Source organism: Quadrisphaera granulorum (genome assembly GCF_003149145.1).
Taxonomy (GTDB): domain Bacteria; phylum Actinomycetota; class Actinomycetes; order Actinomycetales; family Quadrisphaeraceae; genus Quadrisphaera; species Quadrisphaera granulorum.
Genome location: NZ_QGDQ01000014.1, coordinates 106,747 through 119,836 on the forward strand (window position 1 = coordinate 106,747; position 13,090 = coordinate 119,836).

The window sequence follows — 13,090 nt, forward strand, 5'->3', positions numbered from 1 at the left end:
CTGAGCCCTCAAGCGGCGACGAGCACCGGCGCGCTGGGAGCACCGGAGCGCACGGCCTCCAGCCGGTAGGCCAGCGAGGCGGCGTCCTCACCGGGGGCGGGGACGGCGACGACGCGGGCGAGCGCGCTCAGCGGCGCGGCCCGCACCAGGCCCGGGCGCCCCAGCGCCGTCGGGGCGACCACCGCGACCGTGCGCTCGGCCCGCGCCACGGCCGCCGCCGCCAGGGCCGACCCCGCCGAGGTGGCCGCCCACGCGCCGCGGGCGTCCAGCCCCGTGGGGGTCAGGACGGCGACGTCGAGGTGCAGGTCGTCCAGCGCCGCCAACGCTGCCGGGCCGACCAGGTCGGGGCCAGCGGCTTCGGCTTCACCGCCGAGCACGATCAGCCGGATGCCGGGCACCCCCGCGAGGACGCTCGCGGGAGCCAGCGCCGTCACGGCGACGGTCAGGGCGGCGCCGGGTAGGCGCCCCGCCAAGGTCGTCGCGGTGCGGGCCAGGTGATGGGCGAGCGCCAGGCAGCCGGTGCCGCCGGTGAGGAGCACCGCCGAGCCGGGGGAGAGGTCGGCGAGGGCGACCTGCGCGGCCCGCGCCCACGGGTCCTCCGACGCCCCGCCGACAGTGCCCGTGGTGGGGTGCTGTGGCTGGGTGGGGTGCGGGGCGTGAGGGGAGGCCGTGGGGGGAGTCGACGACGACGGGGGCACGTCCCATCCGGGAGGGGCGGCGTCAACGGTGGAGCCAACGCTGGAACGCGGGGGTTCGTGAGGCGAGGGCGCGGACGAGCCGGCCGACGGGGCCCCGGTCTGAGTTGGCGTCTGGGTTGGGGTCTCGGCGCGCGGTGCCGGCGGTGCCTCCGAGGAGCGAACCGCCGGCGGTGGGAACCCGGCAGGAAACGCCCCCGCCCATGACGCGATAACGGAACCAAGTGATGACGGCGCCCTGGACGATGTGTCGGCAGGGGAGTGGACACCCCCACCGACGACTCGACGTCCCTCGTCGGAAGCGGCACCCGACGACGGACCCGTGGAGGCGGCAGCGGTTGGCGTCGACGCCGGCCGGACTGGTGCCGGGGGCGGCGTCGACGCGGCAGGCTCATGAGGCACGGCGGGCTCATGGGGCTCGGCAGGGTCAGCTGTTCCCGCCGGATTGACAGGTGGCGCAGCACTCGCGCCGGGGGCCGGAGCTGAACCGCCGAGGCTGACCGCGCCGCCGCGAACCCGCCGGAGCCGCCCGGCGGCGGTCAGCGCGTCGAGGTCGCGTCGGATGGTCATCTCCGAGACCTCGAAGCGCGCAGCGAGCGCGCCGAGCGCCACGCGCCCCTCGGCGTCGACCCATCGCGTGATCTCGTCCCACCGCTCCGCGCTCACACGACCACTCAACCAGACAACCGGGCATAACGAACACCATGGTCACAAGAACGTGATGTCAGGCCTAGGGTCCGCCGCTGTTCGCACACGCCGTCGTGCGACTGCAAACTGTGCGATATGTGAGATGAGAGGTCCTTGATGTGAGGTCGCTTCGTGATGACTGTGAGAGCGGATGACTCCCCAAGCCACACATGTGAGATACGTGCAGGATGGGTCATGTGAGGTTTTTGGCGCGAGATGACAGCTTGCGGCGGCGTCGTGAACCTCTCACGGAGACAGGAGTGCCGCGATGACGGCGATGGTCGGCACGGACAGCGCCGTCGTCGTGAAGATGGCGTCGCGCGCGAGGGTCACGCCCCGGTCGTACCGGGTGGCGTGCACGAAGATGTTCTGCGCCGTCGGCAGGGCGGCGAGTACGGTCACGGCCAGCAGGGGAGCGCCCTGCATCTCCAGGGCGAAGCGGCCCACCAGGTAGGCCACCGCGGGCATCACGGCGACCTTGAGCGCTGTGATCGTCGCCAGCTCGGCGATGGCTCCTCCGGTGCCGGGGCGCGGCCCCAGGCGCAGCGAGATTCCGTAGGCGATGAGCATGGCGGGCACGGCCATGCCGGCCACCAGCTGCAGCGGGTCGGCCAGCAGCGACGGGATCCGCAGACCGCTGAGGGAGAGGGCGAGTCCTATGAGCGAGCCCACGGTCAGGGGCGTGCTCAGAGGGCGCAGCAGCACGGCGCGCAGTGGAGGGCGGCGGTCCGCGACGCCCACGTCGAGCACGAGCAGCGCCAGCGGTTGGAGCACGAGCAGCTGCAGCAGCCAGGTGGGAGCCACGAGGGCGGCATCCCCCAGTACGTATGCCGCGATGGGCAGCCCCAGGTTGCCGGCGTTGACGTAGGCGGCCGAGAGTGCGCCGATGGTGGAGCGGGCCAGGTCGTGCCGGAAGGCCAGGCGCGAGAGGGCCACGTACAGGGCCGCGGTGACCGCGAAGGCGGTTGCGCTCGCCACGAGGTTGGCGGAGAGCACCTGGTGGACGTCGGCGTCGGCGAGCGTGACCACCATGAGGGCGGGGGAGGCGACATAGAAGGCCAGGCGCGAGAGCACCCGCTGGGCGTCCAGGTCGAGCACCCGCAGCTGCGCCAGCACGGCTCCGAGGGTGATGAGCGCGATGATCGTCGCGAACCCCGCCAGCACGCCTCCCATCCCGCGATCCTCGCGCAGCCGCTGGCGACGCCCTCAGGGGTGTCGGCAACTGCTCACCTCGGCCTGATAACAGAACCAAGCACGTGGAGGTGGCATGTTCTGGGGGAGTTGCACGCCGGGTCGCATGCTGGGCCAGCCGCGACGCTCCTGACGGCGGCCGCCAGAAGCTAGGAGCGCTGTAGAGAACGAGGATGGCGCAGGCGGCTCGGCGAGGGCGAAGGCGGCACGGCCACCGCGTCAGTCACCGTGAGCCGCTTTCGCCACCGAGAGGGAGGGTCGCGAGCCCGACGACGCCCAGCCGATGCTCCGGGGTCGACGGCATCCGAGCGAGGCCGGCCAGGTGTCGCCGCACGCCGACGATCTCGCGCCCGGGAGGCTGCGTGCACACTCCCAGCGATCGAGCCGACCATCGAGCTGTCGACCCGAACTGGCAGCTGACCAGGGGCAGTCTGGCAACAGATGAGAACGGGACCGGGGGATTCGGCGACGAACGCCGGGTCTTCTCGGCATCCACGAAGAACGGCCCCCCCCAGAGCGATCACGGGCGAGCGCGCCAGCAGCCCGCACTCAACGACTGCCCGAGGGCACCCGTTCTGGAGCTGCTCCCCTGGGTCATCCCGTACCGCCGATAATCAACGTTATGTCAGATAGCGGGGAGAAGGGGCAGGGGGTGCGCCTTCCCAAGTTCCTGTCGTGACCCCCTCTGCTCACTGACTTGCGAGCGCCGTGGTGACTCCTCACCCGACCCTCATCGGCGCGGCTTGATGTCGTCGAGGCACGTCACTGAAGCGGTCAGGTCACCGCGCCAGCTGACGCCGTTCTCCTCGAGCAAGGCCATGGAGCGCACGAGCGCTTCGGTGCGCGCGTCGTCGTCGGCCTCCACGGATGACGGCGCTTCGATGCTCAGCAGGTGGCGCACGGTGAAGCGCGTCAGGGTCGGCCCGTAGGTCCAGCAGCCGTCCTCGGTGAAAGCCGAGGAGAACACGTCGTGGGCGCTCTGGTCGGCCAGCAGTCGTTCGCGGACGTCGTCGTCGGGGCGCTGGAACTGACCGATGACTTCGGTGCGGTACGTGCGAGTGGCCACGGTGCGTCAGTCTGCTTCACCTCCTGCGGATCCCCGAGGGGTTTTCTTCGCGTCGTCGCCAGAGTCGCCATCGTCCGCGTCGTCTCGCTGCCGACTCCCCTGACGGCGTCTGCGGCTGCTGCCAGGCGGAGTCCGAGCCGTTGCCCCCGAAGGCTGCCCTCCCTCTTATCGGCCTCATCAACCCACTCCTTGATAACGGAACCACGCGGGAACCGTCCCCTCATGCAGTCCGGCTCCGTCAGTACGTCCAGGTCAGACCCCAGCCCGAACGACGTTCGTGGGGACCCGCGGGTCTTTGGTGGCGACCGGGGATGGACGGGGTGAGCTTGGTTCCGTTATCAACGGCTGTAGAATGGGGTGCGTGAGTCAGGACGACGACGCCCCGCGTACTGGCGGTGGAGCCGCCAGCGCCTCCACCGCCCTGGCCCGGCTCGTGGAGGACTACCTGGCCACCCTGGGCGCCACCAGCCCCTCCACCCAGCGCCAGCGGACGTGGGCGCTGCGCGAGCTCCTCGCGCACGCACCCGCCTCCCCCACCGCAGCCCTCGCCCCCGTCCCCGTACGCGCCTGGCTGGACACCGCGGCCACCGCTGACCCACCCGCTTCTCTGCCCGGCCTGCGCGCCCGCGCCTCCGCCGTGCGCGCCCTCACCCAGCACGCCGAGCACACCGGAGCCGTTCCCCCGGGCACCGCAGCCTCTCTGGCCGGCGTCCTGCGGATGCCGGCGCCGCCCTTGGCGCCCGGCCCGGACCCCGACCCTGTGCGCCGCCTCCTCATCAAGGCCCACCCCGACGCACGCCCGCTGGCCGTGCATCCGGCGGTCTGGACCCGCTTCTGCGCACATGTCCACCTGCTCGCACTCACCGGCGAGCGTGAAGACGTCATGGCCGGTCTGCGCCTGCGCGACGTCGCCGCCGCTCCACCTGACACGCCCGAACATTCCGCACACGACACGCCTATCGAACACTTCTTACAGACTGCCGATGCGTCTGAATCTCACACTCGCCAGGGGGGCGTCGACTCACGGTCGTCCGATGGATCTCACATCGACGGTGAGTCCGTCACTCCCCCACTCTTCGATGACTCCCCCACCTCATCTCACACTTCCTCACAGGGCGATGTCCCCTACGGCGATGTCTCACAGGGCGCGGACAGCGACCCCGGAGACGCTGGCGACGTGGTCCTGGACGAGCGGGCCGCCGACGGGTGGCCCGCTCGATCACACCGGACCGCCCCCGCGGTGGCCACCCACGTCCGCATCGAGGCCGGGCTGGCGCCGCGCTCGTGGAAGCTGCCCGAACCAGCGCGCACAGCTCTGTCGGGCTGGCTCGCCGACAGAGCCGTGCTGGCGTCGCTGCTGCGGGGTTCGGACCCCGGCGCGTTGTGGCTGCGGGTGCGTCCCTCCACCGACCTGCGCACCGGGGCGCTGCGCCCGGCAGGGTTGCCGCTGTCCGACCGCGGCCTGCGGCTGGCGTTCACGACCACGCTGTCCGTCCTGGCTCTGGAGGACCGCGACCTGGAGGACCTCTCCACGGCGGCGGTGCGGGCCTACGCTCGTGGGCGTGGCCCCCTCTGACCGGTGCGCTCCGTGAGCCCCACCGGCGCCTCCGGTTCGGCGCACCCGGAGGAGTCCGGGCGTGAAGCCGGGTCTGACGCCAGGTATGGGGTCGGGTGGCCTTCAGGAACCCTGCAGCTTGGTCCCCCGGTGCACCCAGGCCGGCCCTCGAGCATCACTGCTGTGACCGCGACAGCCGCCGGAGCGCCGCACATCCAGGCCGGCACCCCCGGTGACGGCCGAGCCGGCACACCAGCGGGAGCTGAACCAGCTGCCCGCTCCAGTGCCCGTCCGAGCGCCGGTTCGAGTGCTGATGCCGCCACGGTGCTCGACGTCGTCGTCCCCGTCTACAACGAAGAGACCGACCTTCCCGGCTGCGTACGCGCCCTGCACGCCCACCTGCGCGAGCACCTGCCGTACTCCTTCACCGTCACGGTGGTCGACAACGCCAGCACCGATGCCACCCTGGCGACAGCGCGGGCGCTGGCGGCGGAGCTGGACTCCCCCGGCGCCGGGGTGGCGGTGGTGCATCTAGACCGCAAGGGCCGCGGTGGGGCGCTGCGGGCGGCGTGGTCGACCTCGAGCGCGCAGGTGGTCGCCTACATGGACGTGGACCTGTCCACCGACCTGGCCGCGCTGCTGCCGCTGGTGGCTCCTCTGGTCTCGGGGCACTCCGACGTCGCGATCGGCACCCGGCTGCACCGGGCCTCCCGGGTGGTGCGCGGGCCCAAGCGCGAGGTGGTCTCGCGCTGCTACAACACCCTGCTGCGCTCGACGCTGCGGGTGCGTTTCTCCGATGCCCAGTGCGGGTTCAAGGCCGTCCGCAAAGAGGTCGCCGACGCGTTGCTGCCGCTGGTGGTCGACGACGGTTGGTTCTTCGACACCGAGCTGCTCGTGCTCGCCGAGCGTGCGGGCCTGCGCATCCACGAGGTGCCGGTGGACTGGGTCGACGACCCCGACTCCCGCGTCGACATCGTCTCCACCGCCGCTGCCGACCTGCGCGGCCTGGCCCGCTTGGCCTCCTCCCTGGCCCGCCGCGAGCTACCGCTGGCCGACGTCCGCGCGGCGCTGGTGACCCGCCCCTCCCCCACCACGCCCACCGGCCTGCTCAGTCAGGTGCTGCGCTTCGCGGTGGTCGGGGTGGCGTGCACCATCGCCTACGCCCTGCTGTACCTGCTGCTGCGCGAGCCGCTCGGCCCTCAGGCAGCCAACCTGTCCGCGCTGCTGCTCACCGCGGTGGCCAACACCGCAGCGAACCGGGCCTTCACCTTCGGTGTCTCCGGGCGCTCCGGCGCGGCCCGCCACCAGGCGCAGGGCCTGGTGGTCTTCGGCATCTGCTGGGCGCTCACCGCCGGATCGCTGGCGCTGCTGCACGCTGTCTCCCCCGAGCCCTCGCGCCTGGTGGAGGTGGTGGCGCTGACCGCCGCGAACCTCGCCGGAACGGTGCTGCGCTTCCTGCTGCTGCGGGTGTGGGTGTTCCGCCGCCAGCGCGTGCCCAGCGCCGACTGGCGCAGCTGAGCCCGCGGCTGCGTCCTGGGGTCTGAGGTGCAGCGGAACAGGATCCGGCGCTAAGGGCCGATTCGGGTCGCCCTAGGTTGGCGGCCGTGCCGGTGGAGTTCCTGAGCGATGACCAGGCGGCGGCGTACGGCCGGTTCAGCGGGCCGCCGTCGCAGGCCGAGTTGGAGCGGTTCTTCTTCCTGGATGACGCTGACCGGGAGCTGGTGGGTCGCCGGCGCGGTGATCACAATCGGCTGGGGTTCGCGGTGCAGCTGGGCACGGTGCGGTTCCTGGGTACGTTCCTGGTGGACCCGCTGGAGGTGCCGTGGCCGGTGGTGGAGTACCTGGGCCGGCAGCTCGGCACCACCGACGTGTCGGTGGTGAAGCGCTACTGCGAGCGGGACAAGACGCCGCTGGAGCACTCGTGGGAGATACGCGAGGCGCTCGGTTTCGCCGACTTCGCGGCCGAGGCGGCGAGGCTGCGCGGCTTCCTGGAGGCGCGGGCGTGGACTCGTGCGGAGCGGCCGAGTGAGCTGTTCGACCATGCCGTGGCGTGGCTGCGCGCCGAGCGGGTGCTGCTGCCGGGGGTGAGCGTGCTGGCCCGGGCGGTGGCCGAGGTGCGGGCCGAGGTCGCCGACCGGCTCCACGCGGCGCTGGCCGGCCGTGTCGACGCCGGGCTGCAGCGGAGCCTGGACGGGCTGCTCACGGTGCCGGAGGGTGCCCGCGCCTCGGAGCTGGAGCGGCTTCGCCGCGCCCCCACGCGGGCGTCGGGGCGGGAGATGGTCCGTGCGCTGGACCGGGCGGCGGAGGTCGCCGGGATCGGCGCGGGGTCGGTCAACGTCGCCGATGTGCCGCCGGGGCGGGTGGAGGCGCTGGCCCGGCACGGGCTGACCGCGAAGGCAGCGATGCTGCGGCGGCTGCCCGACGAGCGGCGCACCGCGGTGCTGCTGGCGACGGCCCGGGCGCTGCGGGTCGCCGCGGTCGATGATGCTCTGGACCTGTTCGCGGTGTTGATGGCGACCAAGCTGGTCGCTCCGGCGCAGCGGGCAGCGGTGAAGGACCGGCTGCGTACGTTGCCGGCGCTGGCGAAGGCCTCGTCGACGCTGGCGGCCGCGGCCCGGGTGTTGCTGGAGCTGATCGAGGCCGGTGACGGGGCGCCGGTCGACCCCACGGAGGCGTGGGCCCGCGTGGAGGAGGCGGTGCCCCGGGACCGGTTGGCCGCCGCGGTCGCGACCGTGGAGCAGCTGGCGCCCGACGATGACGACGCCGACGCCGGCACCCGCGCGGAGCTGGTCAACCGCTACAGCAGCGTGCGTGGTTTCTTGCCGATGTTGGCCGAGGTGCTGCCGCTGGGTGCCACCGACGCGGGCCGGCCGGTGCTGGAGGCGGTGCGCGGCCTGCCGGAGCTGGTCGGGCGCAAGCGGGTCCGCCGCGGCGAGATCGACGAGACGCTGCTCACCGGTTCGTGGCGGCGGCTGGTGCTGGCCAACCTTGATCTGGACGCGGACGTGGTCGACCACCGGGCGTACGCGTTGTGTGTGCTGGACGGGCTGTACCGGGCGCTGCGCCGCCGCGACGTCTACGCCGAGGAGTCCAAGCGGTGGGGCGACCCGCGGGCCCGGCTGCTCGACGGCCCAGCGTGGGAACAGGCGAAGCCGCAGGTGCTGACCGCGCTGCGGCTGACCGACCCGGCGCCGACGCATCTGGGCGACCTGGCCGGTCGGCTCGACGCCGCCTACCTGGACCTGGCCGCGCGCCTGGGCCCGCCCGGGGAGCGGGCCAAGGACGCGGCCGTGCGGCTGGAACCCGGGGTGGACGGTCGGGTGCGGCTGCACCTGGCCCGGCTGGAAGCCCTCGACGAACCGGCGAGCCTGGTGGCGCTGCGCGAGCTGGTCGGACGGATGCTGCCCCGGGTCGACCTGCCCGAGGTGCTGCTGGAGGTCAACGCCTGGACCGGTTACCTCGAGGAGTTCACCCACGTCGCCATCACCGACGGTGCGTCCGGCACCCGTATGGACGACCTCGCGACGTCGATGGCCGCCGTGCTGGTCGCGGAGGGCTGCAACCTCGGCCTGGCCCCGGTGACCAAGCCCGGCCACCCCGCACTCACCAGGGACCGGCTCTCCCACGTCGGGCAGAACTACCTGCGCACCGACACCCTGGCCGCGGCGAACGCCCGCCTCATCGACGCCCAGGCCGGGATCGAGGTTGCCCAGCTGTGGGGCGGCGGGCTGGTCGCCTCGGTCGACGGGCTCCGGTTCGTCGTGCCGGTGCGCACGCTGGACGCCGGGCCGAACCCGCGCTACTTCGGGCAGGGCCGCGGGGTGACCTGGCTGAATGCCGTCAACGACCAGGTCGCCGGCGTCGGCGCCGTCGTGGTGACCGGCACGATGCGTGACTCACTGCACGTGCTGGACGTCGTCCTGGGCCGCGACGGCGGCCCGGCACCGGAGCTGGTCGCCACCGACACCGCCTCCTACTCCGACCTGGTGTTCGGGCTGTTCCGGCTGCTGGGCTACCAGTTCAGCCCGCGCATCGCCGACCTGCCCGACCAGCGGCTGTGGCGGCTCACCCCTCCCGGCGCCGCGCACACCGACTACGGCCCGCTCAACGCCGTGGCCGTGCACCAGCTGTCCTGGACGCGGATGGCCGGGCAGTGGGCGGACATGCTGCGCGTGGCCGGCTCCCTGCACACCGGCACCGTCACCGGCTACGACCTGGTGCGGATGCTCGGCCGCGACGGGCACCCCACCCCGCTCGGAGCGGCGTTCGCCGAGTACGGGCGGGCAGCAAAGACCCTGCACCTGCTGGCCATGTGCGACCCGGACGACGAGACCTACCGGCGCACCGTGCACACCCAGCTCACCGTGCAGGAGTCCCGCCACCGCCTGGCCCGCAAGCTGTTCCACGGCCAGCGCGGCGAGCTGCGCCAGCGCTACCGCGAAGGCCAGGAAGACTCCCTCGGCGCGCTGGGCCTGGTGCTCAACGCCGTGGTGCTGTGGAACACCCGCTACACCGACGCCGCCCTGGCCCAGCTCCGCGCGCAGGGCTACCCGGTGCGCGACGCCGACGCCGCCCGCCTGTCCCCACTCGGAGACGCCCACCTCAACGTCCACGGCCGCTACGCGTTCACCCCGCCCGCCGGGGACGGGCTGCGGCCGCTGCGTGACCCGGCCGAGCCCGACATCGGCGAGAACTGAAGTCTCCGGCTGACACCGTGGCCGCGCCGCCCGCACGCGCAGGCTCGGCCCTCGCGTGGCTGGGGCTGGGGCTGGGGTCAGCGTGGGGTCAGGGCGCCGGCTGCGAGTAGCACGAGCAGGAGGGTTCCCAGGCTGATGCGGTAGGCAACGAAGGCTGGGTGTCCGCCGTGAACGCCGCGCGCGGGTCGCCATCCCAGCAGCGCCGCGGTGACCCGCAGGTGCGCACTGAAGGAGATCGGCACGAGCTCCGTCAGACCTTGCACCCGGCCCCAGGGCCAACGCGTGTGCCTAGCTCGCCCCCGCGACCCCCGCGCCGGGGCGCAGCCAACCACGTCCCGCCCGGGGTGGGGCGGGAGAGCCCACCACGTATTATCGCCGTATGGTGATGTTATCGACGCGTGGTGAGACGTCCTGCTCGGGTTCCCTGGACCGGGCGGGTGTGCCCGCGGCTGCAGCGTTGTTCCACAGCCTGTCCGACCCGACCCGGCTGGCGGTCCTTCGCCACCTGGCGTTGGGAGAGCACAAGGTCGTGGACCTGGTCGCGCACCTGGGTGTGGCGCAGTCAACGGTGTCCAAGCACCTGTCCTGCCTGCGGGAGTGCGGCCTGGTGCAGTCCCGCGCCCTCGGGCGGGCGTCGCTGTACTCGCTGACCGTGCCCGAGGAGCTGACGATGCTGCTCGGCGCTGCGGAGCGGCTGCTGGCCGCGACCGGTGATGCCGTGCAGGGGTGCCCCACCTACGGCACCGGCAGCACCGGCAGCACCGTCCAGGCAGGAGACGCCCGATGAGCGCGGTGACCCGCAGTGACCTGCCGCCGCAGGAGGTCCAGCGGCTGACCCGCCGCGGTCTGCGCCTGGCCCAGTTCACCGTCGTCTACAACATCGCCGAAGGCGTGCTGGCCGTCACCTTCGGGTTGCTGGCCGGGCTGGTCTCCCTGGTCGGGTTCGGCGCCGACTCCGGCATCGAGGTCGCCGCCAGTGTGCTCGTCGCGATCCGGCTGGCCGCCCGGCTGCGCAACGGCGAGGCCGACGAAGCCAAGGAGCGCCGCACCCTCAAGGCCGTCGCGGTCACCTTCTGGGTGCTCGCCGCCTACGTCATCATCGAGGGCGCCAGAGACCTGCTCGACGGCTCGACCCCGGACAACAGCATCGTCGGCATCGTGCTGCTCGTGCTCAGCGTGATCATCATGCCGGTCCTGGCCGCGGCCAAGCGCCGCGTCGGTGAGCAGCTGGGGGACCGGCTGATCCTCGCCGACGCCGCGGAGACGCGGATCTGCGTCCTGCTCAGCATCTCCACCCTGCTCGGCCTGGCCCTGTTCGCCATCACCGGGCAGGGCTGGCTGGACCCGGCCGCCGGGTTCGTCATTGCCGCGTTCGCCATCCATGAAGGACGCGAGGCCTGGGAAGGCGAGTTGGTCTGCGACGACTGCGCCGAGGACGCGTGAAGCTCATCCACCGCCGCTACTGCCGCTCCGGGCGGTGGCGGCGCCACCTGGACCGGCTGCTGCCCTGGGCCACCGAGGGAGTTCCCTTGGCCGGTAGCCGGGTGCTCCAAGCCCGGCGGGCCGCCGCCGGGTGCGGCCACGCCTGCATCCGCACGCACCCCGACGACTTCGCCTTCCGGGCCAACGCGTGAGCGCCCGGCGGCCGCCCCGTCGACCCGCCACCGCATACCAAGCAGAGCCGGCCGCCGCGCTGCGGGGCGAGCTCGCCCGCCGCCGCGCCAGCCTGTTCGGCGCCGCCGCAGCCGTCGCGATCGCCGACCTCGGCGCCAAGGCATGGGCGCGCAGCAGCCTGCCGGCCGCCGGCCTCGACGGCTGGGTCGTCGACCTGCGCCTGGCCTCCAACACGGGAGTCGCGTTCTCCCTCGGCTCACACGCCCCGGCGCCGGTCATCGTCGCCGTGACCGCGCTGATCACCGCGGCTATAGGGATCGCCTGCTGGCGCGGAGCCCGCTTAGCGTCCCGGCTCCACCTCGCCGGCCTGGGCGCGATCCTCGGCGGCGCGACCGCGAACCTCGCTGACCGAGCGGTCGACGGCGCTGTCACCGACTACCTGCACACCGGCTGGTGGCCCACGTTCAACCTCGCCGACGTCGCCATCTGCACCGGCGCCTGTCTGCTCGTGCTCGCCACCTTCAACGCGCCGCCGGCCACACCCGACCGGACGGTGCCCTCTGGCGAAGGCCGGGACGCATCGCCGTAACCAGCACACCGCCGCCGTCCCGCCGTCGACCTCACCACCCGGCCCAGCACGGTGGTGTGTTCGTCCTGGGACACCGACACTGGGCATGCCCCCGAACACGGCGATTCGCTGCTCCAGGTCGTCCCGGCTGCTTATCGGGCTGCTTCTGCTGTGCCCGCCGGGGTCGGTGTCGCCGCGGCCGGGCGCAGGTAGGCGTAGACGGTCTCCCGGCTGATCCCGAACTCCCGGGCCAACGCGGCCTTGGACTCCCCCGCTGCGGCCCGCGCCCGCAGCTGCTCGGCCAGCTCCGGGGTCAGAGCCGGCTTGCGTCCGGTGTAGGCCCCGCGCCGGCGAGCCGCAGCGATGCCCTCCCGCTGACGCTCCTTGATCAGAGCACGCTCGAACTCGGCGAAGGCACCCATCACCGACAACAGCAGCGTGGCCATCGGGGAGTCCTCCCCGGTGAAGGTCAACGCTTCCTTCACGAACTCCACGCGTACGCCCTTGCCGGTCAGCAGGCGCACCAGGCGGCGCAGGTCGTCGAGATTCCGGGCCAGCCGGTCCATCGAGTGCACCACCACGGTGTCGCCGTCGCGGACGAACGCCAGCAGCTCGGCCAGCTGCGGGCGCTGCGCGTCCTTGCCCGACGCGGTGTCGGTGAACACCCGCTCCACGTCGACGCCGTCGAGCTGGCGCACCGTGTTCTGGTCCAGCGTGCTCACCCTGACGTACCCGACCCGCACCGACTCACCACCCGCTTCGAGACCGATCTACCCCGCACGCCGCTGCGACTGTCAGGTTGGACTCTAAGAAGTCGGCCGACAGGCGTCAAGAAAGCCACCGCACCAACCCCAACCTGACGCAGTAGGTCTGCTCGGTGACTGTGCATCTGGAGTACACCCCAACCAGACTGACAGCCCTTAGAACGTCCGCCAGTAGGTGTGATCATGCTGCGCGGATGCGCTTGGAGCGAGGCCGGTTCTCCCAGCGGTACCGGTCCCAGCACCCCACGATCAG

The 13,090-nt window shown here is 72.6% G+C and carries 12 protein-coding genes and 1 pseudogene; 7 read left to right on the forward strand and 6 right to left on the reverse strand.

The window, feature by feature from the left end:
* Positions 1-8 precede the first annotated feature (8 nt).
* From BXY45_RS24215 to BXY45_RS12405, 4 genes and pseudogenes are all read right to left on the reverse strand, one after another.
* The gene (locus BXY45_RS24215; RefSeq protein ID WP_245961787.1) at positions 9-698 is read right to left on the reverse strand and encodes a DeoR/GlpR family DNA-binding transcription regulator; all 690 of its coding nucleotides are present in this window, start codon (positions 696-698) and stop codon (positions 9-11) included.
* A 504-nt stretch (positions 699-1,202) separates the two neighbouring features.
* Positions 1,203-1,361: pseudogene (locus tag BXY45_RS24845) on the reverse strand (DeoR family transcriptional regulator); the annotation flags it as partial.
* Positions 1,362-1,628: 267 nt separating this feature from the next.
* Complete coding sequence (locus BXY45_RS12400; protein WP_109774811.1) at positions 1,629-2,555, reverse strand: AEC family transporter; 927 nt, start codon at positions 2,553-2,555, stop codon at positions 1,629-1,631.
* 748 nt (positions 2,556-3,303) lie between these two features.
* On the reverse strand, positions 3,304-3,639 hold the full coding sequence (locus BXY45_RS12405; RefSeq protein ID WP_109774812.1) for a DUF6204 family protein: 336 nt from the start codon (positions 3,637-3,639) through the stop codon (positions 3,304-3,306).
* Positions 3,640-4,000: 361 nt separating this feature from the next.
* Here BXY45_RS12405 and BXY45_RS23290 point away from each other — a divergent pair, with 361 nt between their 5' ends.
* From BXY45_RS23290 to BXY45_RS12425, 3 genes are all read left to right on the forward strand, one after another.
* Entirely contained in the window at positions 4,001-5,215 is a 1,215-nt protein-coding gene (locus BXY45_RS23290) for a hypothetical protein (protein ID WP_170131477.1), read from the forward strand.
* Between the two features lie 303 nt (positions 5,216-5,518).
* On the forward strand, positions 5,519-6,712 hold the full coding sequence (locus BXY45_RS12420) for a bifunctional glycosyltransferase family 2/GtrA family protein (RefSeq protein WP_211319523.1): 1,194 nt from the start codon (positions 5,519-5,521) through the stop codon (positions 6,710-6,712).
* A gap of 86 nt (positions 6,713-6,798) precedes the next feature.
* Complete coding sequence (locus BXY45_RS12425; protein ID WP_109774841.1) at positions 6,799-9,891, forward strand: Tn3 family transposase; 3,093 nt, start codon at positions 6,799-6,801, stop codon at positions 9,889-9,891.
* A 77-nt stretch (positions 9,892-9,968) separates the two neighbouring features.
* Here the strand turns inward: BXY45_RS12425 and BXY45_RS23295 are convergent, their stop codons facing one another.
* On the reverse strand, positions 9,969-10,154 hold the full coding sequence (locus BXY45_RS23295) for a hypothetical protein (RefSeq protein ID WP_109774815.1): 186 nt from the start codon (positions 10,152-10,154) through the stop codon (positions 9,969-9,971).
* A gap of 122 nt (positions 10,155-10,276) precedes the next feature.
* Between BXY45_RS23295 and BXY45_RS12435 the strand changes: the two genes are divergently transcribed.
* From BXY45_RS12435 to BXY45_RS12450, 4 genes are read left to right on the forward strand one after another with little or no spacing between them, the layout of a single operon-like run.
* A complete protein-coding gene (locus BXY45_RS12435) occupies positions 10,277-10,678 on the forward strand; it encodes an ArsR/SmtB family transcription factor (RefSeq protein WP_211319516.1) in 402 nt (133 codons plus the stop codon).
* Positions 10,675-11,334: a cation diffusion facilitator family transporter gene (locus BXY45_RS12440; RefSeq protein ID WP_109774817.1), complete on the forward strand. Its 660-nt coding sequence runs from the start codon at positions 10,675-10,677 to the stop codon at positions 11,332-11,334. Before BXY45_RS12435 ends, BXY45_RS12440 begins: the two co-directional genes overlap by 4 nt.
* Positions 11,331-11,525 (forward strand): hypothetical protein, encoded by a 195-nt coding sequence (locus tag BXY45_RS12445; RefSeq protein WP_109774818.1) that lies wholly within the window; start codon positions 11,331-11,333, stop codon positions 11,523-11,525. Before BXY45_RS12440 ends, BXY45_RS12445 begins: the two co-directional genes overlap by 4 nt.
* Complete coding sequence (locus tag BXY45_RS12450; protein WP_211319517.1) at positions 11,522-12,094, forward strand: signal peptidase II; 573 nt, start codon at positions 11,522-11,524, stop codon at positions 12,092-12,094. The genes BXY45_RS12445 and BXY45_RS12450 overlap by 4 nt, the downstream gene beginning before the upstream one ends.
* 131 nt (positions 12,095-12,225) lie before the next feature.
* Here BXY45_RS12450 and BXY45_RS12455 read toward each other — a convergent pair whose 3' ends face one another.
* Complete coding sequence (locus BXY45_RS12455) at positions 12,226-12,816, reverse strand: recombinase family protein (RefSeq protein ID WP_109774819.1); 591 nt, start codon at positions 12,814-12,816, stop codon at positions 12,226-12,228.
* Positions 12,817-13,090 lie beyond the last annotated feature (274 nt).

Bases quoted from the DNA above. Each gene is read 5' to 3' on its own strand.
- BXY45_RS12400 (WP_109774811.1), bottom strand. From the start codon at position 2,555: ATGGGAGGCGTGCTGGCGGGGTTCGCGACGATCATCGCGCTCATCACC.
- BXY45_RS12435 (WP_211319516.1), top strand. From the start codon at position 10,277: ATGTTATCGACGCGTGGTGAGACGTCCTGCTCGGGTTCCCTGGACCGG.
- BXY45_RS12440 (WP_109774817.1), top strand. From the start codon at position 10,675: ATGAGCGCGGTGACCCGCAGTGACCTGCCGCCGCAGGAGGTCCAGCGG.